Source organism: Mesorhizobium sp. M0045 (genome assembly GCF_040323385.1).
Taxonomy (GTDB): domain Bacteria; phylum Pseudomonadota; class Alphaproteobacteria; order Rhizobiales; family Rhizobiaceae; genus Mesorhizobium.
This window is the reverse complement of the sequence record NZ_JAMYUY010000003.1, coordinates 212208-236276: the sequence shown is the minus strand read 5'-3', so window position 1 is coordinate 236276 and position 24069 is coordinate 212208. Positions and strand designations below refer to the sequence as shown.

Annotated in this window: 26 protein-coding genes, 1 pseudogene and 1 riboswitch; of the genes and pseudogenes, 15 read left to right on the top strand and 12 right to left on the bottom strand. The window is 63.4% G+C overall.

Features of this window, described 5'->3' with window-relative positions; genetic code table 11:
- Positions 1-37: 37 nt before the first annotated feature.
- Both NKJ72_RS06175 and lysA read left to right on the top strand, forming a co-directional pair.
- Complete coding sequence (locus NKJ72_RS06175; RefSeq protein WP_352476279.1) at positions 38-244, top strand: hypothetical protein; 207 nt, start codon at positions 38-40, stop codon at positions 242-244.
- A 17-nt stretch (positions 245-261) separates the two neighbouring features.
- Positions 262-1530 carry a diaminopimelate decarboxylase gene (gene lysA, locus NKJ72_RS06170; RefSeq protein ID WP_352476278.1) on the top strand — a complete coding sequence of 423 codons (1269 nt, stop codon included), beginning with the start codon at positions 262-264 and terminating at the stop codon, positions 1528-1530.
- Positions 1531-1540: 10 nt separating this feature from the next.
- Here lysA and NKJ72_RS06165 read toward each other — a convergent pair whose 3' ends face one another.
- Positions 1541-1843 (bottom strand): ArsR/SmtB family transcription factor, encoded by a 303-nt coding sequence (locus NKJ72_RS06165; RefSeq protein WP_254816660.1) that lies wholly within the window; start codon positions 1841-1843, stop codon positions 1541-1543.
- 63 nt (positions 1844-1906) lie between these two features.
- On the opposite strand from NKJ72_RS06165, the gene NKJ72_RS06160 reads away from it, so the two are divergent.
- Together NKJ72_RS06160 and NKJ72_RS06155 are read left to right on the top strand one after the other, a co-directional pair.
- Positions 1907-2848 carry a threonine/serine dehydratase gene (locus NKJ72_RS06160; protein ID WP_352476277.1) on the top strand — a complete coding sequence of 314 codons (942 nt, stop codon included), beginning with the start codon at positions 1907-1909 and terminating at the stop codon, positions 2846-2848.
- A gap of 212 nt (positions 2849-3060) precedes the next feature.
- On the top strand, positions 3061-5676 hold the full coding sequence (locus NKJ72_RS06155) for a TIGR02302 family protein (protein WP_352476276.1): 2616 nt from the start codon (positions 3061-3063) through the stop codon (positions 5674-5676).
- A gap of 71 nt (positions 5677-5747) precedes the next feature.
- On the opposite strand, the gene NKJ72_RS06150 is transcribed toward NKJ72_RS06155, so the two are convergent.
- Positions 5748-6605: a LysR family transcriptional regulator gene (locus NKJ72_RS06150; protein ID WP_352476275.1), complete on the bottom strand. Its 858-nt coding sequence runs from the start codon at positions 6603-6605 to the stop codon at positions 5748-5750.
- A 223-nt stretch (positions 6606-6828) separates the two neighbouring features.
- Here NKJ72_RS06150 and NKJ72_RS06145 point away from each other — a divergent pair, with 223 nt between their 5' ends.
- Complete coding sequence (locus tag NKJ72_RS06145; RefSeq protein WP_352476274.1) at positions 6829-7779, top strand: DMT family transporter; 951 nt, start codon at positions 6829-6831, stop codon at positions 7777-7779.
- Positions 7780-7798: 19 nt separating this feature from the next.
- On the opposite strand, the gene NKJ72_RS06140 is transcribed toward NKJ72_RS06145, so the two are convergent.
- From NKJ72_RS06140 to NKJ72_RS06130, 3 genes are all read right to left on the bottom strand, one after another.
- Entirely contained in the window at positions 7799-8170 is a 372-nt protein-coding gene (locus tag NKJ72_RS06140; protein ID WP_352476273.1) for a response regulator, read from the bottom strand.
- Between the two features lie 61 nt (positions 8171-8231).
- A complete protein-coding gene (gene hpt, locus NKJ72_RS06135; protein ID WP_254816654.1) occupies positions 8232-8774 on the bottom strand; it encodes a hypoxanthine phosphoribosyltransferase in 543 nt (180 codons plus the stop codon).
- A gap of 187 nt (positions 8775-8961) precedes the next feature.
- Positions 8962-9252 (bottom strand): hypothetical protein, encoded by a 291-nt coding sequence (locus tag NKJ72_RS06130; RefSeq protein ID WP_352476272.1) that lies wholly within the window; start codon positions 9250-9252, stop codon positions 8962-8964.
- 236 nt (positions 9253-9488) lie between these two features.
- On the opposite strand from NKJ72_RS06130, the gene ftsE reads away from it, so the two are divergent.
- From ftsE to NKJ72_RS06115, 3 genes are all read left to right on the top strand, one after another.
- On the top strand, positions 9489-10148 hold the full coding sequence (gene ftsE / locus NKJ72_RS06125; protein ID WP_023677923.1) for a cell division ATP-binding protein FtsE: 660 nt from the start codon (positions 9489-9491) through the stop codon (positions 10146-10148).
- Positions 10141-11124 carry a cell division protein FtsX gene (locus NKJ72_RS06120; protein WP_254816652.1) on the top strand — a complete coding sequence of 328 codons (984 nt, stop codon included), beginning with the start codon at positions 10141-10143 and terminating at the stop codon, positions 11122-11124. The genes ftsE and NKJ72_RS06120 overlap by 8 nt, the downstream gene beginning before the upstream one ends.
- A gap of 88 nt (positions 11125-11212) precedes the next feature.
- Positions 11213-11974, top strand: coding sequence for a YdcF family protein (locus tag NKJ72_RS06115; RefSeq protein WP_352476271.1), 762 nt, complete (start codon positions 11213-11215; stop codon positions 11972-11974).
- A gap of 30 nt (positions 11975-12004) precedes the next feature.
- Here NKJ72_RS06115 and NKJ72_RS06110 read toward each other — a convergent pair whose 3' ends face one another.
- Complete coding sequence (locus NKJ72_RS06110) at positions 12005-12625, bottom strand: pyridoxamine 5'-phosphate oxidase family protein (RefSeq protein ID WP_352476270.1); 621 nt, start codon at positions 12623-12625, stop codon at positions 12005-12007.
- A 132-nt stretch (positions 12626-12757) separates the two neighbouring features.
- Between NKJ72_RS06110 and NKJ72_RS06105 the strand changes: the two genes are divergently transcribed.
- Together NKJ72_RS06105 and NKJ72_RS06100 are read left to right on the top strand one after the other, a co-directional pair.
- A complete protein-coding gene (locus NKJ72_RS06105; protein WP_352476269.1) occupies positions 12758-13660 on the top strand; it encodes a LysR family transcriptional regulator in 903 nt (300 codons plus the stop codon).
- A gap of 108 nt (positions 13661-13768) precedes the next feature.
- Entirely contained in the window at positions 13769-14569 is an 801-nt protein-coding gene (locus tag NKJ72_RS06100) for a lysophospholipid acyltransferase family protein (protein WP_254816648.1), read from the top strand.
- Positions 14570-14597: 28 nt separating this feature from the next.
- On the opposite strand, the gene NKJ72_RS06095 is transcribed toward NKJ72_RS06100, so the two are convergent.
- Positions 14598-15218 (bottom strand): LysE family translocator, encoded by a 621-nt coding sequence (locus tag NKJ72_RS06095; protein ID WP_352476268.1) that lies wholly within the window; start codon positions 15216-15218, stop codon positions 14598-14600.
- Between the two features lie 78 nt (positions 15219-15296).
- A complete protein-coding gene (locus tag NKJ72_RS06090) occupies positions 15297-16244 on the bottom strand; it encodes an aldo/keto reductase (protein ID WP_352476267.1) in 948 nt (315 codons plus the stop codon).
- Positions 16245-16627: 383 nt separating this feature from the next.
- On the opposite strand from NKJ72_RS06090, the gene NKJ72_RS06085 reads away from it, so the two are divergent.
- Together NKJ72_RS06085 and NKJ72_RS06080 are read left to right on the top strand one after the other, a co-directional pair.
- Entirely contained in the window at positions 16628-17158 is a 531-nt protein-coding gene (locus tag NKJ72_RS06085; RefSeq protein WP_352476266.1) for a quinone oxidoreductase family protein, read from the top strand.
- Between the two features lie 23 nt (positions 17159-17181).
- Complete coding sequence (locus NKJ72_RS06080; RefSeq protein ID WP_352476265.1) at positions 17182-17556, top strand: MDR/zinc-dependent alcohol dehydrogenase-like family protein; 375 nt, start codon at positions 17182-17184, stop codon at positions 17554-17556.
- A 46-nt stretch (positions 17557-17602) separates the two neighbouring features.
- On the opposite strand, the gene NKJ72_RS06075 is transcribed toward NKJ72_RS06080, so the two are convergent.
- The gene (locus NKJ72_RS06075) at positions 17603-18136 is read right to left on the bottom strand and encodes a gamma-glutamylcyclotransferase (protein WP_352476264.1); all 534 of its coding nucleotides are present in this window, start codon (positions 18134-18136) and stop codon (positions 17603-17605) included.
- Between the two features lie 114 nt (positions 18137-18250).
- On the opposite strand from NKJ72_RS06075, the gene NKJ72_RS06070 reads away from it, so the two are divergent.
- Positions 18251-19252 (top strand): DUF2125 domain-containing protein, encoded by a 1002-nt coding sequence (locus NKJ72_RS06070; RefSeq protein WP_352476263.1) that lies wholly within the window; start codon positions 18251-18253, stop codon positions 19250-19252.
- A gap of 31 nt (positions 19253-19283) precedes the next feature.
- On the opposite strand, the gene NKJ72_RS06065 is transcribed toward NKJ72_RS06070, so the two are convergent.
- Positions 19284-20219, bottom strand: a complete 936-nt coding sequence (locus NKJ72_RS06065; protein ID WP_352476262.1) for a prephenate/arogenate dehydrogenase family protein — start codon at positions 20217-20219, stop codon at positions 19284-19286.
- A 6-nt stretch (positions 20220-20225) separates the two neighbouring features.
- Positions 20226-21335, bottom strand: coding sequence for a histidinol-phosphate transaminase (gene hisC, locus NKJ72_RS06060; RefSeq protein WP_352476261.1), 1110 nt, complete (start codon positions 21333-21335; stop codon positions 20226-20228).
- Positions 21336-21473: 138 nt separating this feature from the next.
- A riboswitch (SAM riboswitch) is annotated at positions 21474-21551 on the top strand.
- A gap of 95 nt (positions 21552-21646) precedes the next feature.
- On the opposite strand from hisC, the gene metX reads away from it, so the two are divergent.
- Positions 21647-22816: a homoserine O-acetyltransferase MetX gene (gene metX / locus NKJ72_RS06055; RefSeq protein ID WP_254816640.1), complete on the top strand. Its 1170-nt coding sequence runs from the start codon at positions 21647-21649 to the stop codon at positions 22814-22816.
- A 115-nt stretch (positions 22817-22931) separates the two neighbouring features.
- Positions 22932-23546, top strand: coding sequence for a methionine biosynthesis protein MetW (gene metW, locus NKJ72_RS06050; protein ID WP_254817066.1), 615 nt, complete (start codon positions 22932-22934; stop codon positions 23544-23546).
- Between the two features lie 28 nt (positions 23547-23574).
- Here the strand turns inward: metW and NKJ72_RS06045 are convergent.
- A pseudogene (locus tag NKJ72_RS06045) lies at positions 23575-23892 on the bottom strand (DUF1330 domain-containing protein); the annotation flags it as partial.
- Between the last annotated feature and the right edge of the window lie 177 nt (positions 23893-24069).

Here is a 24069-nt window from a genome sequence, read left to right as displayed (position 1 = left end):
AAGCGGCTGCGGGCAACAGTTTCGGACGGATGGCACGATGACCGAAAGCAGGATTTTGGTGACGCTGACGCTGTTGGCAGCAATGGCCACCGTTGCGGCCTGCGGCAGGAAGGCTGCGCTCGATACGCCCTACGCGGCCGCCGTGCAGGCCCGCAAGGACGCCGAGAAGGCCAAGCAACCTTTGCCGCCGGAGCCGGAAAAACCTGTTGAGGACAAGAAATTCATCCTCGACCCGCTGCTCTGATTTTTCGGACCAATCTCGTGAACCATTTCGACTACCGCGACGGCGCGCTGCATGCCGAGGACGTGGCGATATCAGACATCGCCGCCAGCGTCGGCACGCCGTTCTATTGTTATTCGACGGCGACGCTGACCAGGCATTTTCGCGTCTTCACAGAGGCCTTTGCCGGGCTCGACGCCCTCGTCTGCTATGCCATGAAGGCGAATTCGAACCAGGCCGTGCTGAAGGTGTTGGCAAGACTCGGCGCCGGCGCCGACGTGGTCTCGGAGGGCGAATTGCGCCGCGCTTTGGCGGCCGGCATTCCGGCAAGCAAGATCCTGTTTTCGGGCGTCGGCAAGACCGGGCGCGAAATGGATTTTGCGCTCTCGGCCGGCATTCTCTGTTTCAACGTCGAATCCGAACCGGAGCTGGAGCTGCTGTCGGCCCGCGCGACCGCGCTGGGCAAGATCGCGCCGATCTCGCTGCGCATCAATCCGGATGTCGACGCCAGGACGCACAACAAAATTTCGACTGGGAAGGCCGAGAACAAGTTCGGCATTCCCTGGCAGCAGGCACGAAAGGTTTATGCCCGCGCGGCTGAGCTGCCGGGCATCAAGGTCACCGGCATAGACACCCATATCGGCAGCCAGATCACCGAATTGCAGCCCTTCGACGAGGCCTTTGCGCTGCTGGTGGAGCTGGTCGGCGCCCTGCGCTCCGACGGTCATGCCATCGAGCACATCGATGTCGGCGGCGGCCTTGGCATTCCCTACCGCGTCGACAACAACCCGCCGCCTTTGCCCGATGCCTATGCCCGGATCGTCAGAAAGCATGTCGCCGAGCTCGGGCTGAAAGTGATGTTCGAGCCAGGCCGGCTGATCGTCGGCAATGCCGGCATCCTGGTCTCGGCGGTGATCTTCGTGAAGGAGGGCGACGCCAAGAACTTCCTCGTCGTCGACGCCGCGATGAACGACCTGATCCGGCCGACGCTTTACGACGCTTTCCACGACATCAAGCCGGTGGCGCAGCAGCCGGCCGCAGCACCGCGCATGAAGGTCGATGTCGTCGGCCCGGTTTGCGAGACCGGCGACTATCTCGGGCTCGACCGTGACCTGCCCCGGCTGAAATCCGGCGACCTGATCGCTGTCGCCACCGCCGGCGCCTATGGCGCCGTCCAGGCCGGCACCTACAATACCAGGCTGCTGGTACCGGAAGTGCTGGTCGACGGCGACCGCTTCCACGTTGTGCGCCCGCGCCAGACCTATGACGAGCTGATCGGACTGGATTCGGTGCCGGACTGGTTGGAGTAGAACTCTGCAGCTACAGGCGGTGCTGAATGAGCGCCCTGGTTTCGGCGATCCTGTTCTCGTTCCGGCGATAGAATGTCCACTGCTTGATGCGCTTGCTGCGCAAAAGCCCTGCCTGGGTCAGCACACGCATATGTTCGCTGAGCGTCGCCTGGGTGATCCCCAGCTTTTCCGCGATCAGCAGCGCGCAGACTCCGTCGTCGACCAGATCGCCGTCCGCCTGCGGCGGAAAATGCGCGCGCGGGTCCTTGAGCCAATCGAGGATCTGCAGCCTGCGCTCGTTGGCAATCGCTTTGAAGACATCGACCTCTTGCATTTAGCTACTTTGCCAAGTTACTAAGTAATGTCAACTCTGAATGTCAGCCCTGGGAGTGAATGCATGCTGCACGGCCACACGATCACACGCGAGCGCATTGCGGCGATGGAACCACGCATCCGGCCCTTCGTGCGCCACACGCCGGTGCTGCGCGTCGACATGGCCGATTTCGGCCGTCCGCCTCTGCCGGTCGACCTGAAGCTTGAGTGCTTGCAGCATTCCGGCTCGTTCAAGGCGCGTGGTGCGTTCACCAATCTCCTCGAACGGCCGGTTCCTGCGGCCGGCGTCGTCGCCGCATCGGGCGGCAATCACGGCGCCGCCGTCGCCTATGCCGCCATGCGACTCGGCCACAAGGCGACCATCTTTGTTCCCGAAGTGAGCCCGCAGGCCAAGCTGGACCGCATCCGCGGCTACGGCGCCGAGCTGATCGTCGGCGGCGCCCGTTATGCCGAGGCGCTGGCCGCCAGCGAGAGCTTCGCCGAAAAATCCGGCGCCCTGCAGATCCACGCCTTCAACCAGGAGGAGACGCTGGTCGGGCAGGGCACGCTCGGCCTCGAAATCGAGGCCGACCTGCCGGAGCTCGACACCCTGCTGGTCGCTGTCGGCGGCGGCGGCCTGATCGGCGGCATCGCCGCCTGGTTTTCCGGCCGCATCAGGATCATCGCGGTCGAGCCGGAGGGTGCGCCGACGCTTCATCGCGCGTTCGCGGCGGGCCGACCCGTCGACGCGCCGGCTGAGGGCGTCGCCGCCGATTCGCTCGCGCCAAAGCGTGTCGGCGAAATGATGTTTCCTATCGCCGAGGCATTCGTCGAGCGCTCGATCCTGGTCGGCGACGACGACATTGTCGCCGCCCAGGCGGCGCTGTGGGACCGCGTGCGAATCATCTCCGAGCCGGGCGGTGCGGCCGCCTTCGCGGCGCTCCTGTCCGGCCGCTACGCACCGGCTAGAGGCGAGCGCGTTGCCGTACTGGTCTGCGGCGCAAACGCCAATCCGGCGAAATTCTGACAATATCCGGGGCATTATTGTTCACGTTTTGGGGAACCGCCTCGCCTTCGCCGTGTTTGTTGGTATCCTTAGGGCGATGTGCATCCGCTTGGACGCACGAAGTACGCGCTAAGATTTTAGGTCTTCGCATCGTGCTTCCCGGAAATCGACTTTTCGGGCCCATGCGATAGACTCGTGAGGCCTGGGCTATCCCGCCCGGCCAGGAAGGGCCGATGACGCAACGACCCATTTTCACCAGCGATCGCAGTCTGGCCAGGCGCCTTGCCTTGAGCCGGCTGGGGACGCAGGTCTCGATAATCGTCGAACGCGGCTGGCCATTGCTGCTGCCGCTGATCATCGTCGCCAGCCTGTTCCTCAGCATTTCGTGGCTCGGCCTGTTCCCATTTTTGCCCGATCTGGCGCGGATCGGTCTTATCACGGCATTCGGCGTCGCAGCGCTTGCCGCACTCTATCCGCTGCGTTTCTTCCGCACGCCATCCAGTGCCGAGGTCGACCGCCGCATCGAGGCGGCCAACCGGCTCCTGCACAGCCCGGTGCAGGTCCAGACCGATCGTCCGAGCGGCAAGGAAAGCATTTTTTCGCAAGCCCTGTGGCGCGAGCATCAGCGGCGCATGGCTGACCGGCTGGGCGAGCTTGGCGGCGACGTGCCGCGCACACGCGTGCCGGAACGCGACCCGTGGGCGTTGCGCGCCGTTGCGGCGCTTTTGTTGGTCACTGCCTTTGCCTTCTCCTTCGGGCCGTCGGGCGGCAGGCTGGGCGACGGCTTTGTTGCCCGTACCGCCCGCGACGTCGTGCCGCCGCGCATTGATGCCTGGGTGACGCCGCCGGCCTATACCGGCAGGCCGCCGATATTCCTGAACGCCCCAGTCCTTGCCAACAACGCCACTCAAGCGGCGCCGACCTTCACCGTTCCGGAGGGCAGCGATGTGTCGCTGCGCGTCACCGGCGGTTCGGGCGAGGAAACGCTGAGCTACGCCGACACCGGCGGCAACACCCGCGCCATCGATCCGACCGGGCCGCAAGCCGCCAAGACTGAGACAGCTCCGGCAACGCCTTCCACCGTGCGCCAGTTCAGCGGCAAGTTGACGGCCGACGGCACGCTGACGCTGCAGTCCGGCGACGGCGAGCTCGGCCGCTGGGCCTTCGCCATAATTCCCGACAAGCCGCCGCAGATCCGCTTTGTCGGCGAGCCGAAGCGCGCCGTCAACGGCGCCTTCGAACTCAACTACCAGATCGACGACGACTATGGCGCGGCCTCCGCCAAGGCGGTTTTCGCATTGGCCGATCCGCAGGCGCCCAACGCGCATCCGCTCTATGGCCCGCCGGAAATGCCGCTGACGTTGCCGCGCCGCGGCGGCAAGGCCAATGCCGCTAAGACGACGAAGGACCTGACCGACCATGCCTGGGCCGGTGGCAACGTCAAGCTGTCGCTTGTCGCCACCGACGGTGCCGGACATACGGCGACCAGCGAAACCAAGACGCTGGTGATGCCGGAGCGGCCATTCTCCAACCCGTTGGCGCGGGCCGTGGTCGAGCAGCGCCGCATGCTGGCGCTCGACGCCTATGCCAAGGACCGCGTGCTCGACCTGATGGATGCGATCACGCTCAGGCCCGAAGACACGTTCGACAACATGACGCACTACCTCGCCATCATGAGCGCCCGCACCCGGCTGAAGATGGCCGGCAGCGACGATCAATTGCGCGACGAGGTCGCTTACCTCTGGGAGATCGCGCTCGGCATCGAGGAAGGCAATCTGTCGGCGGCCGAGAAGCGGCTGCGCCAGGCGCAGCAGGCGCTGCAGGATGCGATCAAGAACGGCGCCAGCGACCAGGAGATCGAGAAGGCGATGAAGGAACTGCGCGAGGCGATGAACCAGTTCCTGCAGGAATTCACGGCGCGGGCGCAGCAGAATCCGAATGCGCCACAGATGCAGCAGAACGGCCGGGAACTGCGCCAGAGCGACATCGACCGCATGATGGACCAGATCGAGAACCTGGCGAAATCCGGCAATCGCGACCAGGCGCAGCAATTGCTGTCTGAGCTGCAGGACATGATGAACAATCTGCAGGCAGGCCGCCAGCAACAAGGCGGTCAACAGGACAGCGAGATGCGTCAGCAGATGGATAAGCTGGGCGAGATCATGCGGCGCCAGCAGGAGATGATGAACGACACCTTCCGCATGGACCAGATGCAGCGTGGCCAGCAACAGCGCGGGCAGAACCGCGACGAGCAGCTCGGCGAGAACGGTGAGCCGGGCCCGATGGGCGAACAGGGCAAGCCCGGCCTGGGCGACGACCGCGATCCGCTCGGCCGGCCGGGGCAGATGACGCCGCAGGAATTCGCCGATGCGATGAAGCAGTTGCAGGAAGGCCAGGGCAAGCTGCAGAGCGAGCTCGATCAATTGAGGAAGAGCCTCGAAGGCATGGGCCTCGACCCCAATGAGGGGTTTGGCGAGGCCGGCAAATCCATGGGCAATGCCGAACAGGCGCTCGGCGAGGGCGAAGGCGACCAGGCCGTCGGTCACCAGGGCCGCGCATTGGAAGCCTTGCGCAGGGGCGCCAAGGACATGATGAAGCAATTGCAGGCGATGCAAGGCGACCAGGGCGGCAACGGCCAGGGCGGACGACAGCAGAATGCCGACCGTGACCCGCTCGGGCGGCCCCGCACCAGCGAGGGTCCCGATGACGGGAGTTCGGTGAGAGTGCCTGACGAGATCGACGTGCAGCGTGCCCGCCAAATCCTCGAAGCGATCCGCAAGCGGCTCGGCAATGCACTCAGCCCCGATATCGAGCGCAGCTATCTGGAGCGGCTCCTGGAGCTGAAGTAAGGCTGCCTGTATTCGGAAGATCGCCGCGCGCGGTCCGTGCTGGCCGCCACCGCCGGACTGAGCGGCATTCTTTAACGGTTGGTGAAAGCCTCGCGGATCGCCTCTTCCATGCCGTCGATGGCCTCGCCGGAAGCGTTCGGGTTGCGCCGCAGCACCACGTTCGAGGAATCGATGTCGCCGAACCCGTCGGCGGTCGTAAGCTCGCGGCAGCCGGCCGGGATGTTGCTGCGCGAGATCGGCGCAATCGCCAGCCCGGAGGTGACGGCGAGCCGCAGGCCGCCATTGGTATCGCTGGTGTAGGCGACACGATAAGCGAGATCGCGCTGTTCCAGCGACTTTATCGCGAAATCCTTGCACCAACCGGCACGGTTGTAGAGCGCGATCGGCACCGGCCGCTCCTCATGCATGTGATGCAGCTCTGACGTCACCCATACGGTCGGGTCATGCATCAGCACCTCACCGCCCGACAGATCCTGCCATTCGAACACCACCGCCAGATCGAGCTCGCCAGCGGCGAGCGCCGCGATCTGCGCACCGGAATGCGCGTAGCGGACGGTGATGTCGACCTGAGGATGGCGCTTGGCAAAGGCGCCGAGCGCGCGCGACAGGATCGCGTGGCCATATTCCTCCGGGATACCGATGCGCACCGGCCCGCCAAGCGGCGCCGCGACCATCGATGCCGCCGTCTCGTCGAGCAGTGAAACGATGCGCCTGGCGTTGGCGATGAGCTCGGCGCCGCGCCGTGTCAGCGCCACACCACGAGAGCCGCGCTCGAACAGGCTGTCGCCGATCATTCCTTCAAGCTTCTTCATCTGCATCGAGACCGCCGACTGGGTGCGGCCGGCCCGCTCCGCCGCCTTGGTGAAATTGCCACTGTCGGCGACCGCCACGAAGGTTCGCAACAGGTCGCTGTCGAGATTGGGTCGCATGTGCCCACCATAAGAAAATCTGATTGCTGGCATCATTCCAATTCGTTTGCAACATGTCAAACGGCGGACGATAGTTCGCCTTACCCATTGGATATGCGGCCGCGAAATCGGCCGCGGACCAATCAAAAGTCCTCACTCGTACCCGCTGCCCGAAATGGCGGCGGGTTCTTTTTACCCGGATGCAGGCCTGCGTTCGGCCGCGCACGCGGGGACAGGAGCGCCTATGCAGAATCGGCTTGTGCTCGGCATCCTCAGCCTCTGTCTCGGCGTACTGGTCTTTTCGCTGCAGGACCCGCTGGTCAAGGCGGTGTCGAGCCACTATCCGGTCACCGAGGTGATGGCGATCCGCTCGATCGTCGCCTTGCCGATCCTGGTTTTCCTCGTCCACGCCGATGTCGGATTGCAGGCAATCCTGTCGAAGCGGTTCGGCATGCTGACGATGCGCGCCTTCATCCAGTTCACCTCCTACACGGCCTACTATCTGGCAATCGCCGCCCTGCCGCTGGCTGACGCGGTGGCGCTCTATTTCATGGCGCCGCTGTTCATCATGGCGCTGGCCGGCCCCTATCTCGGCGAACGCGTGTCCTGGCAGGCGCTCGCCACCGTCCTGGTCGGCATGCTCGGCGTGCTGGTGATGGTGCGCCCAGGCGCCGGCTTGTTCGACTGGGCGGCGCTGCTGTCGCTAGGTTCGGCTCTGCTCTACGGTTTCTCGCAGCTGATGGCGCGCAAGATCGGCGACACCGAATCCTCGACCGTCATGGCGTTCTATCAGAACGGCGCCTATCTGGTCGGCGCGGCCGTGGTGGCGGCATTGTTTTGGCTGGCAGGCATTGACCACGCCGTGCATCCGAGCCTCGAATTCCTCGTCCGGCCATGGGTCTGGCCGGCGACGCCGGATCTCCTCAAGATGGGGGCATGCGGCTTCGTTGCGTCGGCCGGAATGATCCTGTTGTCGCAGGCCTACCGGCTGGCGCCCGCCAACAGCGTCGCCACCTTCGAATACACCGGTATCATCTGGTCGCCGCTATGGGGTTTTCTGTTCTTTGCCGAAATGCCGCGACCAGCGACGGCGGCCGGCGCAGCCCTCATCATCGGCGCCGGGCTTTTTGCGCTCAATGCCGGCCGGCGCCGGAGCGGCGAGCCAGCCATTGCGGCGACCGGCGACCCTGCCTGAAGGCGGTCGACCTTAGGCTTTAGGCGAAGCAGGCGAGCGCCTGTTCGACGCGGGCGCGGATTTCAGCCAGCGCGAACGGTTTTTGCACGACGTCGAGAATAATGCCGTCCAATTCCTCGGCGCGCTCGCGTTGGTCGGCATAGCCGGTCATCAGCACGATCTTCACCGCCGGGAACAGCGCCACTGCCGCCTTGGCCATCTCGATGCCGTCCATCTCGGGCATGCGGATGTCGGACAGCACAAGGTCGTAGCCCCCCTGCGCCGCCCCGATCAGAGAAAGACCGTGCGCGCCATCGGCGGCAACAGTGACATTATGCCCGGCGCGTTCGAGCGCACGGGCGGCGAGGCTGCGGACGGATTCATCGTCCTCGACGATCAGGAGCTTTGCCATGGGCAGGATATTTGGCGAGGAAAAGTTGATGTTTCCTGAACCGCGAGCGGCGACAACCCAACTAGGCGTCGCCCTTGACGATGCCGACGAACGGCAATTCGCGAAACGCGTGGGCGACGTCCATGCCATAGCCGACGACGAAATAATCGGGGCAGTCGAAGCCGACATAGTCGGCGTTGAGCGTGGTCTGGCGGCGCATGCGCTTGTCGAGCAGCACGGCGATGGCACAGCTCCTGGCGCCGCGCGAAAGCATGAGGTCGCGGGTGAAACTCAGCGTTTTGCCGGATTCCAGAATGTCGTCGATGAGAAGCACGTCGCGACCGGCGACCTCGTTGTCGATGTCGCGCAGCACCCTCACCTCACCGCTGGTCGTGCCGGCGCCATAGCTGGAGATGAAGATGAACTCGACCTCCGGCGACAGGCCGACATCGTGCATGGCACGGATAAGATCGGCGGCGAAGATGAATGATCCCTTCAGCACCGAGATTACCAGAAGGTCGTGGTAGTCGTGCCCGGCGATCTCCTTGGCAAGTTCCAGGTTCCGCCGCGCAATGGCGGACGCTGAAAACAGGACTTCGATGTCCTTGCCGCGCACAACTGGCATTGGCTGCCCTTCCAGAAATGATCGCCGTGTAGGCGAAGCCGACCGAAAACGGTCTTCAACCCCGTTTCTAGGCATGTCGAGCCGGCTGGCAAGGCCAAATCTTTCGCAGGACGCCCGCGAACCGTCGGATGCCCCCAGCGCGTCGCGAATCGTTTACCTGGTGACCTGTTGATTTTCTGGCGCCGTTCTAACGAACCAGCGCATGGCCGCCCGACATCCAGAAGGCGGCAAAGGCGGCACCGACGCCGATAATCCAGAAGATCGGCCCACCGTGCACCCACAACGGCCGTTCGACGGCGGTTTCGGGCTTGCGCAACATATCCATGCCTTCGATCGGAGGCGTGGAAATCATGCGCGAAGGCGGCGGCGCAAAGTCTGGACGTGTAAAATGGCGGGGCAGCACCTCATAGTCGGCATCGATGACGTCGGCGGTCACCTCGTGCATGATGCGTTCCGGCCCGGCGGCCGGATCGGTCATGATTTCGCCGGAAACCGGGCGCGCGGTTCGATCCTCAGCCATCATGGCCTGACACTACAGCACCTGTTCGCTGTTCGTTTCTTTTGGGTAAACGGAAATGGTTAACGCTTCCCCACCGGGACCCCTGTGACTCGCTCGAAAAGCCGCCAAATTAACCGTCGGTTAACCATGCCGGCCGATGGTCTTACCACAGAAAGGGCTGGCATCTCGCCGCCAAGAATTTCAGGTCGTCGAAAGTGATCCGCTTCGAAAATGTCGGCCTCCGCTATGGCATGGGTCCGGAGATTCTCCGCGACATCTCCTTGCACATTCCGGAGCGCTCCTTTCAGTTCCTGAGCGGACCTTCAGGCGCCGGCAAGACGACGTTGCTGCGGCTTTTGTTCATGTCGCTGAAGCCGACGCGCGGCCTGATCACCATTTTCGGCAAGGACCGTTCGCGCATCTCGCGCACCGAATTGCCGCATCTGAGACGGCGCATCGGCGTGGTGTTCCAGGATTTTCGCCTGCTCGACCATATGACCACCTATGAGAACGTGGCCTTGCCGCTACGCGTGCGCGGCCGCGAGGAGGCGACCTACCGCACCGACGTCACCGAGTTGCTGAAATGGGTCGGCCTCGGCGAGCGCATGCATGTGCTGCCGCCGGTGCTGTCTGGCGGCGAGAAGCAGCGCGCCGCCATCGCCCGGGCGTTGATCGAGCAGCCCGAGATCCTGCTCGCCGACGAGCCGACCGGCAATGTCGACCCGCCGCTGGCGCGACGCTTGCTGCGGTTGTTCATCGAGCTCAACCGGCTGGGGACAGCCGTGGTGATCGCCACCCACGACCTCGGCCTGATGGAACAGGTCGACGCACGGCGAATGATCCTGGCCGGCGGAAGGCTGGACATCTATGACTGAGCTCTCCGTAGAACATTTCGAGGGTCAGGACGCCGCGGCGGCAAAGCCCCGCGTCCAGCGCAAGATGGCGCCGATCGTGCCGGCGCAGAACATCGCCGGCCGGGCGCTGGTGCTGGTCATCGCCATCATGACGTTTCTGTCCTGCCTGACGTTTGGCGCAGTCACGCTGGTGCGTGACACCGCCTCCGTCTGGGAGAATCAGATCTCGCGCGAAGCGACCATCCAGATCAAGCCCGTCGACGGCCTCGACATGGAGGCCGCACTTGCGCTTGCCTCGCAGATCGCCGGCGAGTTCCCTGGCGTGAAAAGCGCCAGGATCGTCGATCGCGAAGCAACGGCCCGACTGCTCGAGCCTTGGCTAGGCTCGGGCCTGAACATCGATGAGCTGCCGGTACCGCGCCTGATCATCATCACTATTGACGAGAACAGTCCGCCCGATTTCGCCGCACTGCGTGCGGCAATCACGCCGAAGCTGCCGAGCGCCTCGCTCGACGATCATCGCACCTGGGTCGACCGGCTGGTTGCCATGGCCCGCACCACCGTAACGATCGGTATCGCAGTGCTGGCGCTGATGCTGTCTGCGACGGTGCTGACCGTTGTATTCGCGACGCGCGGCGCCATGGCCGGCAATGGTCACATCATCGAGGTGCTGCATTTCGTCGGCGCCGAGGCGCGCTTCATCGCGCGCGAATTCCGCCGGCATTTTCTGGTCACCGGCATGAAGGGCGCCGCGGCGGGCGGCGCCGCGGCGATCCTCGTCTTCATCGCCTTCTCCTGGTGGTCGTCACGCAATATGGCGACACCGCAGGCCGACCAGGCGACCGCCCTGTTCGGTAATTTCGCCATCGGCTCGGCGGGTTATCTCGGGGTCGCTGTCATGGTGCTGGTGATCGGCGCGCTGACGGCGGCAACCTCCCATTTCACCGTGGTTACCTATCTCAGCGACATCGATATTCGCCAGCCGGACGCCGGCTAAAGTAAAGATCGATCACGGATGAAAACGCCTCGTCACGAAAATTGCATTTTTTTCCTACCAAAGGCCGTATTTCGGGATTAACCATTTCATGATGGACGTTCGGGACTCGACCGATACCGCTGGGTGCATGCCAGTGCTGGTTGCGCGTCCGCATGAATTCGCCGGGCCTGATGAATATGCCAAGCCGGATCAATCCGCCAAACATGGGCGGCTGCTGGCAGCCCGCTCCTTGCGCCTCTCGGCTCTCCTTCTGCTCGCCCTTGTGGCGTTGTTTGTTGCCGGCTTCGGCTGGTTCGCCAATACCGTCAGCCGTCTGACGACGCCCGCCAATCCGGCAAGGGCAGACGCTATCATCGTGCTGACCGGCGGCCAGTCGCGACTCGACGCTGCTATGGGCCTGCTTGCGTCAGGCAAGGGCGAGCGGCTGCTGATCAGCGGCGTCCATCCTTCCGCCAGCCGCCGCCAGCTTCAAGCCGCGACCGGCGGCGACAAGAGGCTGTTTTCATGCTGCGTCGACATCGACCGCGCTGCGCTCGACACGATCGGCAATGCCGAGGAAAGCGCCAAATGGGTCGAGGACCATGCCTACGGCACGGTCATTCTCGTCACCAACAATTATCACATGCCGCGCAGCCTGCTGGAAATGGGCCGGCTGCTGCACGGCGCAAGGCTCGAGCCCTATCCGGTGGTCAACACCAACCTCGAGAATGGCGGCTGGCTGACCAAGCCGGAAGCGCTGCGTGTGCTGTTCACCGAATATAACAAATACCTGCTGGCGCTGGCGCGCGGCATCATGCCGGTGAAGCAAACCGAGAGCGTCGCGCTGGCCGACGCCGCAGGCGGAAGCTGAACGGCACCGGCACTTTTTATCCCCTGGCTCTTATCCCCTGGCTGCTGCATCCGATCGCAAGCGTGCGATCTCCTGTTCGAGCCGTTCGATGCGCTTGTCGCGTTCGCCCAGCGCCGCCGCCACGTCGGCCGCTTCGAAACGCTGCGGGATGTGCTGCGAACAATTTGAATCCCAAGCCGAAACCGTAAACAGGATAACCTGCTCGGGTCGCGCCCTATAGTCTTGCGGCATCAGCTTTGCCGTCAGCTCGGCATCGCCCTCGACGACTTGCGCTTTGCCCCAGATCTTGATGCGCTGCCGGTGCGCATAATCGATCAGAAACAGGAAAGCCTGTGGGTTGTCGCTGAGGTTGCCCTGGGTGATGAACTGCCTGTTGCCGGAAAAATCGGCAAAGCCGATCGTCCATTCGTCGAGCACCTTGAGGAAACCGGCAGGCCCGCCGCGATGCTGGATGTAAGGCTGCCCGTCCGCATTGGCGGTCGACAGAAAGACGCTGGTCTGCGCCTCGATGAAGGCGGCGAGATCGGGCGTGATTGCCGCCTGCCAGCCGCCACGCTCCTCGACACGGGCATAGGCCTGGCGCGAGCCCTTGCGGGCCTGGATCGCCTTCACCGTCGGGGTGAAGGCGACATCGCTGGTGTGAGCGTTCATGAAGATCTCCTTAGGCGCCGACTGCGCTGCATTGTTCGCTTACGAGAATAGGGCCTTCCGTCTTCGAGATGCAGATGCCATATCTGCAACCTATCCTTCCGTTTTTCGGAAGGGCAAATTTTCGGTAGAGCTATGGATCGCCTCCAGTCCATGTCGCTTTTCGTTGCCGCGGCGGAGACAGGCAGCCTCTCGGCTGCCGGGCGTCGCTTCGGCATTCCGCTGACGACGGTCAGCCGCAAGGTTTCGGACCTGGAAAAGCACCTGAAGACACGGCTGTTGAACCGCTCGGCACGGCAGCTGTCGCTGACCGATGCGGGCCACGCCTATCTCGCCGCCTGTCGTCGCATTCTCGATGAGATCGGCGAGGCCGAGCGAATGGCCGCCGGCGAATACAGCGCCCCGACCGGCGAACTGATCGTCACTGCGCCGATCGTCTTCGGCCGCCTGCATGTGCTGCCGGTCGTCACCGGCTTCCTCTCCGTCTATCCCGAGGTAAGTGTGCGGCTGACACTCGCCGACCGGATAACCCAGCTGATCGAAGAGCACATCGACCTCGCCATCCGCATCGGCGAGCTTGCCGATTCGAGCCTGATCGCCACCCGCCTGGGTTCAATCCGTCGCGTCGTTTGCGCGAGCCCGGCCTATCTAGCCGACCACGGCACACCGAAAACGCCGCAAGAACTTGCAGGACACAGTGCAATCACCTTCGAAGGGCTCACCGCCGCCAGTTGGAGCTTCGCCACCGGCAAGGCTGAATTCAGCGTGCCGGTCCGCTCCAGGTTACGGGTCAACACGGCTGAGGCAGCAATCGATGCGGCGATTGCCGGCGTCGGCGTGACGAGGCTGCTTTCCTACCAGATCGCCCCCGCCGTCCGGTCTGGTACGTTGCGCCCGGTGTTGCAGGAGTTTGAGCCGGACCCATGGCCGGTGAGTCTCGTGCATGCCGGCCAGGGTCTGCTGCCAGTGAAACTGCGTGCGTTTCTCGATTTCGCCGCCCCGCGCCTGAAGCAGCGGCTGGCACAGTCGACGTGGTAAATCCAGAGCAAAGGAGCGGACACCGGCTCATTGCCGGCCACTGCAGCGTTTCCTTTTTGCCGGCGCTTGGTGTAACCAACGCACACCTCCTCACCGGGCACTTGCTGTATGCTCTATTTCCGCTCGCTGGCGTTCAATCTCGCCTTCTATCTCAACTTGATCGTCCAGATGATCCTCTGGACTCCGTATTATTTCCTGTCGCCGCGCCATCGCGCCTGGTTTGTGCCGAAATTCTGGTCGCGCACCAGCATGTGGCTCTACGACAAGATCGCCGGCACCAGAAGTGAGATCACCGGCCTGGAAAACCTGCCTGAAGGCTCCTTCATCCTGGCGCCGAAGCACCAGTCCTTCTGGGACACGATCGCTTTCCTGCCGTATCTCGACGATCCCGTTTACATATTGAAGCGGGAGCTGACCTGGATCCCGTTCTTCGGTTGGTACATCTTGAAGATGCGGATGATTCCGGTCGATCGCGGCAGCCGCTCGAAGGCATTGAAGATGGTGATCGCCGCGACCAAACAGGAATTGGCGCGCAATCCGCGCCAGCTCATCATCTATCCCGAGGGCACGCGCCGTGCGCCGGGTGACGAACCGGTCTACAAATACGGCATCGTCGAACTTTATGCGCAACTTGGCATTCCAGTGGTGCCCGTCGCTCACGTCGCCGGCCTCTATTGGCCGCGCCGCAAATTCCTGCGCTATCCCGGTACGATCAAGGCGCGCTTCCTGCCGCCGATCCCGCCGGGCCTCGGCAAGGAAGAATTCATGCACCGGCTGATCGGCGAGACGGAAGCCGCCTGCGACCAGCTCCTCGTCGAGGCGTCGCAGACGCCGAACCCGCCGCCGATGCCGCCGACGGCGGTGAAAAGGCTTGGTGAGCTGGACGCGAAACGTGAGTTGAAAGGCTGAGACACCCCGCCGCGAATGCCAGAAGGGCTCACGGCAAGACAGCCAGGGCGGCTGTTGCAATCAGCGTCACGGCAAACACCAGATTGATGATCCGCGACGCCAGCGGTTTGCGCAGCAAACGTGCAAACGCCGCGCCGGCGAGAAGCCACAAGAGATGAATGGCAACGATCATCAAGGCGAGGACCGCCAGCTTGGCTGAAATAGCAAGACCGCCGGTGCCGGACGACGCGCCAGCAAACACGGCGGCAATCGCCACATAGGCTTTCGGATTGGCAACGGCCAGAAGGAACCCGCCAAGGAAAGTGGGAAGCGCTGCCCTACCGACGCGTGCCGCCAGTGGCGGCGCCGTCGCTATCTTGAACGCCAGATAGAGGATGTAGGCTGCCGAGGCGACCGCCAACAGAGCTGCGAGCTTCGGCAGCGCGGTGAGAACGGCCATGATGCCCGTCGCCACCACCAAAAGCACGAGGACCGTGCCGACAACGATTCCCGAGGCATAACGGAGCGAATCGCGCAGGCCGAACGCGGCGCCGATCGCGGTGACACTTATCGTCGCCGGCCCCGGACTGCCCATAACGATGGCCGATGCCAGCACAAGCGCCAGCAATTGCTGCCATAGCTGCTGATCGAGAAGACCCTGTCCGGCCATGCGGCGTCCCGGCATCCTGTGACGATGCAGGGACGGTAGGGCAAGGCAGCGGAGCGGGTCTTGAACGATGGTGCGCGGCTATGCGCTGCCCTTGTCGAGCTCGGCGATATCGTCCGGGCTGAGCTGCAACGACGCGGCCCGCACCAGGCTGTCGAGCTGGTCGAGCGTCGTCGCGCTGGCGATCGGAGCGGTGACGCCGGGCCGCGCCATCACCCAGGCAAGCGCCACTTCCGCCGGCGTGGCCGAATGTCTGGCCGACACGGCATCGAGCGCTGAGAGGATGCGCATGCCGCGCGTGTTGAGATAGCCTTTCACACCGCCACCGCGCGGGCTTTTGCCGAGGTCGGACTCGCTGCGGTACTTGCCGCTCAAAAATCCCTTGGCGAGGCTGAAATAGGTGATGACGCCGATGTCCTCGGCCACGCACAGATCGCGCAGCGGACCATCGAAGGACGAGCGGTCGTAGAGGTTGTATTCCGGCTGCAGCACCTCGTAGCGCGGCAGGCCGCGCAGGCTTGCCACGTCGAGTGCGGCGCGTAACTGGGCGGCGTCGAGGTTGGAAGCGCCGGCATAACGGATTTTGCCCTTGTCGAGCAGTTTCTGGTAAGCGCCGAGCGTTTCCTCATAAGGGGTCGCCGGGTCGGGCCAGTGCGACAGATAGAGATCGACGCTGTCGACCTGCAGCCGCGTCAGCGAAGCATCGATGGCCTTTTCGATATAGGCGGCCGAAAGGTCCCTCTTGCCCTGTCCCATATCCGAGCCGACCTTGGTGATGACGACGACCTTGTCGCGGTTGCCACGGCTCTTCATCCATCTGCCGATGATGGTTTCCGATTCGCCGCCCTGGTGGCCGGCAATCCAGCGCGAATAGGAGTCCGCCGTGTCGATGGCGTTGAAACCGGCCTCAATGAAGGCATCGAGCAGGTCGAACGAGGTTTTCTCATCGGCGGTCCAGCCAAACACATTGCCGCCCAGAACCAATGGCGCGATGGATAGGTCGGTGCGACCGAGACGACGTTTCTGCAAGACTGATCTCCATGGTGATTCATGCTGGGGCGGATGGGAGCCGCCGACTGGGCTAACCTATGTCGCGCCGTGGCAACGTCAAACGCATAGCCTCCTTGCCAACCCGCCGGCGCTTCACAAAGCCGCGACCCGTCGCGCCGTGTCCGGCTCAAGGCGCTGGTCCCGGATATCCAAACCAGCAGCCTCTGAAGAAACGATCTGGCAAATCTGGCACATAGATTGTCAAATCTGCCAATTCTGACTTTTGCCGGCCGACCGTAGGTTCCGCCGCGCCGACGCGGTCGGGCCGGGCCCAGACTGTTGGCCTGGGATCATTTGTTATGGAGAACGGCATGAAAGCAATCGTATTTGACGCCATCGGTTCGCCGCGCGACGTGCTCTACATGGACGACCTGCCGATGCCGCGCATCGGCGACGGCGAGGTGCTGGTCAGGATGGTCTCGGCTTCGATCAATCCGGGCGACTTCCTGTTTATCCAGAACCTCTATCCCGAACCGAAGAAGCCGCATTTTCCCCGGCAGATCGCGGGAAACCACGGTGCCGGCATCGTCGAAGCCGTTGGCGCGAACGTCTTGCTGGAACCGGGCACGCTTGTCGCGTTCAGCTATTATGGCAGTTGGGCCGAGTACGCGGCCATTCCCGCCGAATGGCTGATCCCGTTGCCTGCCGGCTATCCGGTCGAACGCGCCGGGCAGATGGTGAACCCCATTACCGCGTGGGATTTGGTGGTGGATTCCCGCGTGCGGCCTGGGCAGTGGCTGGCTGTCACGGCCGGCTATTCGTCGATTTCGACAATGGTGATGCAGTTCGCCCAGCGACGCGGCATCAACGTCATCGCGCTGGTGCGGCGCTCGCACCAAAGCTTCGATCTGAGACGCTTGGCGCCGCCGCCATTCTTGACTTTTCGGACTTGAAGGCAAGCATCCGGGAAGCGCTGATGGATATCACCGGCGGCGCCGGATTGAACGGGATTATCGACAATGTCGGCGGACCTGTCAGCGGCGAATTGATCCGCACCCTGGCGCTTGGCGGACAGATCGTGATCAATGGCGGCATGAGTGCCGAGCGCTTCGAACTGCACAATTTCGATGTCTTGCTGAGCGGTGTCGAGATCAGGGCGAATATTTATCGCTATTTCTTTTCACCACCGGCCGAAGCCGACCGGCCTGTCCTACGCGAGATCATCGACATCTTTGGCCAGCCGGGCTTCCACGTTCCTGTCGGCGGTCTCCACGCGCTGACCGAGTTCAAGCTTGCGGTGGCAAACAGCCTGGATCGCGCCGATCTTGGTAAACAGATTTTCAGGATGTAGCCCGCGTCACGACACCGAAAACATCATGGTAACGCGATAAAAGGCGCTATGTCGTGATCCGTCTCGTCACGTCTTCCAGCCAATGATCGCTTATACCCAGTGCTTCGAGGTGCTCCAGCGTGCTGAGCACGTAATCCTCATTCCTCCCCGACTGGCCAACGGCGCCGCGAACGACGGCCGCCGCCTCGGCCGGGTCGAGCGCACCGGCATATTGCTCGTGGCTGCGGTCCACGACATAGGCGATGGCTTCGACCGTCCCGCTCCCATCCGTTTCACTCTTGTCGAGGCGAACGCTGAGCACACGTTCGAGATAGACGTTGGTGACCAGCTCGCGTTCGCGCAGATAGGTGATGGCCTCGTTGCGCAGCTCGCCTGGGACCCGGAACGCCAGCCCGATGCAGGAGCCGCCGCGGTCGAGTCCGAGCACCAGGCCCGGCCGTTCGCGCGTGCCGCGATGCACGAAAGAATAGACACAGAGCGAACGGCGGTAGCCATGCAGGCGGGCACGCCGCGTCTCGACATGCGCGAATCCCGGCCGCCAGATCAGTGAGCCGTAGCCAAAAACCCAAAAATCGCCCATATCGCCAAGCCTGATTGTGACGAGCCACTCCACCGGTGGTGTTTCAGTCCGTCTACCTGTTGTTGCCGCAAGCGACAGCCCGCCCGTGCCACCCGCGTTAACGAAAGCCGCAGCATGACGTCAAGTGACGAGCGCCCGCCGCCCAGCCAGCGTCGCCGCCTGTTGTGGCTTGCCGCTTTCATTCTCGTGCTGTTCGGCATCTACAGCGCGGGCTGGTTCTACCTGGCGGATCTGGTCGAGAGCGCCACCGACAAGGCGGTCGCCGATCTCGATGACAAGGGCATCAAGGCCGACTGTGCCAATCTCGCGGTCAGCGGCTATCCCTTCAGCTTCACCCTTTCCTGCGACAGTCTGGCTTACGAGGACGACAGCCGCAACGTCGCGGCATCGACAGGCAAGATCAACGCTGCCACCCAGATCACGCGGCTTCTGTCGCCTGCCGCCGAGCTCAGGGGGCCACTCAGGACCTCCGTTCCCGGCATGACCCCGCTCTGGATCGACTGGGATGATCTGCGGGCCGACATGAAGCTGTCCTGGCCGCTGCCGAGACGCCTCTCGCTGCAGGCAGAAGGCCTGTCCGGCCAGACCGATCCGGCAGACGATGCCGATCCCGTCTCGCTGTTCAGCGCCGGAACTGCCAGCGGGCAATTGCGCCCAAACGGCCCGGACATCGACTATGCCGGCAATTTCACCGATCTCGAAATCGACGCGGCGGCCATCGACGGGCGCGTCTTGCCGCCGCTCGATGGCAGCGGCGATGTGACGCTGAAGAACGGCGTGACGCTGATCAAGGCAAACTCGAAGAGCCTGCGCGGCCTCGCGGCCGAAATCCACGAGCTCGATCTGTCGTCCGGAACTGCGCGCATCACCGTTTCCGGACCGCTGTCGGTCGATGACGACGGTCTCATAAATGCCGATCTGACGATCAAGCTCAATGATCCAAAGGCCGTGGCGGCGATCCTTGCCACCGCCATCCCCGAGCAGAAGAAAGAGATCCAAACCGGCTTTGCCGGACTGGCGCTGCTCGGCAACCAGCCGTCGATGCCGCTGAAGATCGTCAGGGGCAAGGCCTCGCTCGGCTTCATCCCGCTCGGCAAGATCAAGCCGCTTGACTAGGCGGTCGGGACTGCGATCGGCCTGCCGCGGCTTATCCCTTCGGCGGGTGTTCGACTGCCTGGCGACCGAAATCCGGTACGTCGATGTCCTGGCCGGCCTCGATGATCGAGCGGCGGACGGCGCGGGTGCGGGTGAACAGGTCGAACAGCTTTTCGCCGTCGCCCCAGCGGATCGCCCGCTGCAGCGAGGACAGATCTTCCGAGAATCGCGCCAGCATTTCGAGGATGGCGTCCTTGTTGTGCAGGCAGACGTCACGCCACATGGTCGGGTCGGACGCCGCGAGACGGGTGAAGTCGCGAAAGCCGGAAGCCGAGTATTTGATGACCTCGGACTTGGTCACCGACTCCAGATCGTCGGCGGTACCGACGATGTTATAGGCGATGATGTGCGGCAGGTGCGAAACGATGGCCAGCGTCATGTCATGATGCTGCGGGTCCATCGTGTCGATGTTGGAGCCGCAGCGGCGCCAGAATTCCGAGAGCCTTTCCAGTGCCGCGGGATCGGTGCCGGGCAGCGGCGTGAAGATGCACCAGCGGTTCTCGAACAGTTCCGCAAAACCGGCATCTGGTCCCGACTTTTCGGTGCCGGCCAAAGGATGGCCGGGAATGAAGTGCACGCCATCAGGCACATGCGGCTGCATCTGCGCGATCACCGATGCCTTGGTCGAGCCGACATCGGTAAGGATGGCGCCCTTCTTCAGCGTCGGCGCGATTTCCGCGGCGACGGTACCCGAAGAGCCGACCGGCACCGAAACGACGACCAGATCGGCATCGCGAACCGCCTCTTTCGCATCCATCGTGTAGGTGTCGCCGAGGGCGAGTAGGCTCGCCCGCGCCAGCGTCGCTTCGCTGCGCGTTGAAATCGCGACTTGGCCGGCGAGCCCCTCACGGCGGATGACGCGCGCCAGCGACGAGCCGATCAGGCCGATGCCGACCAGCGCGATCTTTTCGAACATCGGTGAGGTCATGGTGTTCTAGCTTTTCAGGAATGTCGCGAGTGCTGCGACAACGCCGCAGTTGGCCTCTTCGGTGCCGATGCTCATGCGCAGCGCGTTCGGAAAACCGTAGCCGGAAACGCGCCGCAATATGTAGCCGCGCGCACTGAGGTAGTCATCGGCGGCCGCCGCCGAATGCTTTTTGTCCTCGGGAAAGTGGATAAGGATGAAATTGCCGACACTCGGCGTCACCCGCAGACCAAGCCCGCTTAATTGCTCGGTCAGCCATGCCAGCCAGGTCTCGTTATGCGCCACGCTGCGCTCGATATGGCCGCGGTCGCGGATCGCCGCGATACCGGCCTCGATAGCCGTCGCATTGACGTTGAAGGGTCCGCGCACGCGGTTGATCGCGTCGATGATATGCATTGGCGCATACATCCAGCCGATCCGCGCCCCGCCCAGGCCCAATTTGGAGAAAGTGCGGGTCATGACCACGTTTTCCGCGCTGCCCACCAACTCGACGCCGGCTTCATAATCGTTGCGCCGGACATATTCGGCGTAAGCTGCATCCAGCACCAGAAGCACGTTTCGCGGCAGGCCGGCATGCAGGCGGCGCACCTCCTGGAACGGCACGTAGGTGCCGGTTGGATTGTTTGGATTGGCAAGGAAGATGACCCTGGTGCGCGGCGTCACCGCGGCGAGGATCGCATCGATATCGGCGCGTTCATCGGTCTCCTTGACCGTCACCGGGACGGCACCGGCCGACTGTATGTAGATCTTGTAGACCATGAAGCCGTGTTCGGTGATGATCGCTTCGTCGCCGGGCGCGAGGTAGGTCTGCGCCAGCAGGCCCAGAATCTCGTCGGAGCCGTTGGAACAGACGATGTTCGCCGGGTTGAGCCCGTGCACCTCGGCGATCGCTTCCCTCAGGCGCCTGGCGCTGCCGTCGGGATAGACCGCGAGCTTGTCGGCGACCGCGCGCGCGGCCTCTATCGCCTTTGGCGAAGGGCCGAGCGGGTTCTCGTTCGACGACAATTTATGGACGTTGGCGACACCTTCAGGCGCCGCGCTCTTGCCGGGCACATAGGCTTCGATGTCCATGATGCCGGCGCGGGGCCTTGGACGTGTCTGATCCGGTATCTGGCTCATTCCATGAAATCCGTCGAGATTGCCTCCATCCGGAGGCCGCAGCGGAAATACAGGCCGTGGCCCGGAATGTCGAGGGGCGGCAATTCGGGATCAAGAACTTGCCGTTGACGAAGCCATGCGTCGGTCCTAGAAGAGCAGCGAAAGTCCCGTGGTGATTTGGCCGGTCGGCTTGCAGCCACGTTAAACAACTTGCTAAAGGGCCGTTTGCATCTTGTAACCGGCTTTGCGAAGGCATGGCCGGTTTTTTGTTGCCCTGGCTGGTTGTTGCCCAGACCGGCGGTGGACAACTGAAGGCCGGGCAAGGAGATGTGATGGTCGCTTTGCGCGCGCGAAAAACCAACAACGAGGCCGACCAGCCGTCGAGCCCGGTGTTGCGTTTCGGCGCCGACAAGCCGCTCAAGCTCGACGCCGGCACGCTGCTGTCGCCGTTCCAGATCGCCTACCAGACCTATGGCACGCTCAACGACGAGCGCTCCAACGCCATCCTCGTCTGCCATGCGCTGACCGGCGACCAGCATGTCGCCAACACCAATCCCGTGACCGGCAAGCCGGGCTGGTGGGAAGTGCTGATCGGCCCCGGCAAGATCATCGACACCGATCGTTTCTTCGTCATCTCGTCCAACGTCATCGGCGGCTGTCTCGGCTCCACCGGCCCCGCCTCGACCAATCCCGCCACCGCCAAGCCCTACGGGCTCGACCTGCCGATCATCACCATCCGCGACATGGTGCGCGCGCAGCTGATGCTGGTCGAGCATTTCGGTATCGAACAGCTGTTCAGCGTGCTGGGCGGCTCGATGGGCGGCATGCAGGTGCTGCAATGGGCCTCGAGCTATCCCGAGCGCGTCTTCTCGGCGCTGCCGATCGCCACCGGCGCCCGCCATTCTTCGCAGAACATCGCTTTCCACGAGGTCGGCAGGCAGGCAGTGATGGCCGACCCGGACTGGCATGGCGGCAAATATTTCGAGCACGGCAAGCGGCCGGAAAAGGGGCTGGCGGTGGCGCGCATGGCCGCTCACATCACCTATCTGTCGGAAGCAGCGCTGCACCGCAAGTTCGGCCGCAACCTGCAGGACCGCGAAGCGCTGACCTTCGGCTTCGATGCCGACTTCCAGATCGAGAGCTATCTGCGCCATCAGGGCATGACCTTCGTCGATCGCTTCGATGCCAACTCCTATCTCTACATGACCCGGGCGATGGACTATTTCGATCTCGCCGCCGACCATGGCGGCCGGCTGGCCGATGCCTTCGCCGGCACCAAGACGCGCTTCTGCCTGGTTTCGTTCACCAGCGACTGGCTGTTCCCAACCGAGGAGAGCCGCTCGGTCGTGCACGCGCTGAACGCGGCCGGCGCCTCGGTATCGTTCGTCGAGATCGAGACCGACCGTGGCCACGACGCCTTCCTGCTCGACGAGCCGGAACTGTTTGCCGCCATCAAAGGCTTCATCGCCTCGGCGGCGCGGGCCAGAGGGCTCGGCGCATGACCCCGAAAAGCTGCAGACTTTTCGGATCAGGATCACGCGCCAGGCATCAGCGCATGACCCCGAAAAGTTGCAGACTTTTCGGATCAGGATCATGCGCCAGGCAGAAGGCGAGCCCATGAGCGTCAACCGCGCCCAGCGCGTCGACCTCGAGGTCGTCGCCGATCTCATCCCGCCGCAGTCGCGGGTACTGGACGTCGGTTCCGGCGACGGCCTGCTGCTCGAATTGCTGCAGGCGACCAAGAAGGTCGACGGTCGCGGGCTGGAACTGTCGCAGCGCGGCGTCAACGAATGCGTGGCGCGCGGCCTGTCGGTCATCCAGGGCGATGCCGACAAGGATCTCCAATTCTATCCCGATAAGGGCTTCGACTTTGTCGTTTTGTCGCAGACCTTGCAGGCGACCCGCAATCCGAAATTGGTGCTCGACGAACTGCTCAGGATAGGCAACCGCGCCATCGTCTCATTCCCGAATTTCGGTCACTGGCGGGTGCGCTTTTCGCTGCTGTTCAACGGCCGCATGCCGGTGACCAAGGACCTACCCTATTCCTGGTATGACACCCCCAACATCCATTTCTGCACCATTCGCGACTTCGTCAATCTGTGCGACGAGCTTGGCGCGACGGTGGAAAAGGCAACCGCGCTCGACGCCAACGGCCAGCGGATCGGCTTCTCCATGCCTTGGTGGTTCTGGAACTTTTTCGGCCAGCAAGCGGTATTCCTGCTGAAACGATAAGAGCCAATCGTCGCAGATCGTCCCCTTCTTCGAGAACGTCGGTGGCCTTGTGCGGGTGCTGGACGCCATCGACCAGGACCACGTCGGACTGAGAATTCTCGGTGCGCAGCGGCAAGATCTCCTGATAGGCGGGCGAGCGGTACCATGCACGCACCTGCTGCATGTCTGGAAATTCGATCATGACGAGGTGGCCCGGCCAGGTGTTTTCAACGACTTCCACCTCGCTGCCATGCACGATGAAGCGCCCGCCAAACGGCTCCAGCGTGGCATCGATCTTGTGCAGGTACTCGACGATCTGCGGCCCCGGCGTGACCTGGCGCATATGCGCGACGGCGTAGGCGGTCATGGCTGTACTCCCTGGTGGTCGAAGCCGGACAACCGGCTTGATGGGAGCAGTTTGCCGAGACCTTGCGCGTTGGTCGATTACCCCCGCGGTAATGACCCTGAATACAAACCGACGCGCCTCTGCCGTTGCTGCCCCGAACAGGGCCGTGCGCGAGCCCTGCTGTCACCTGAAAAATAT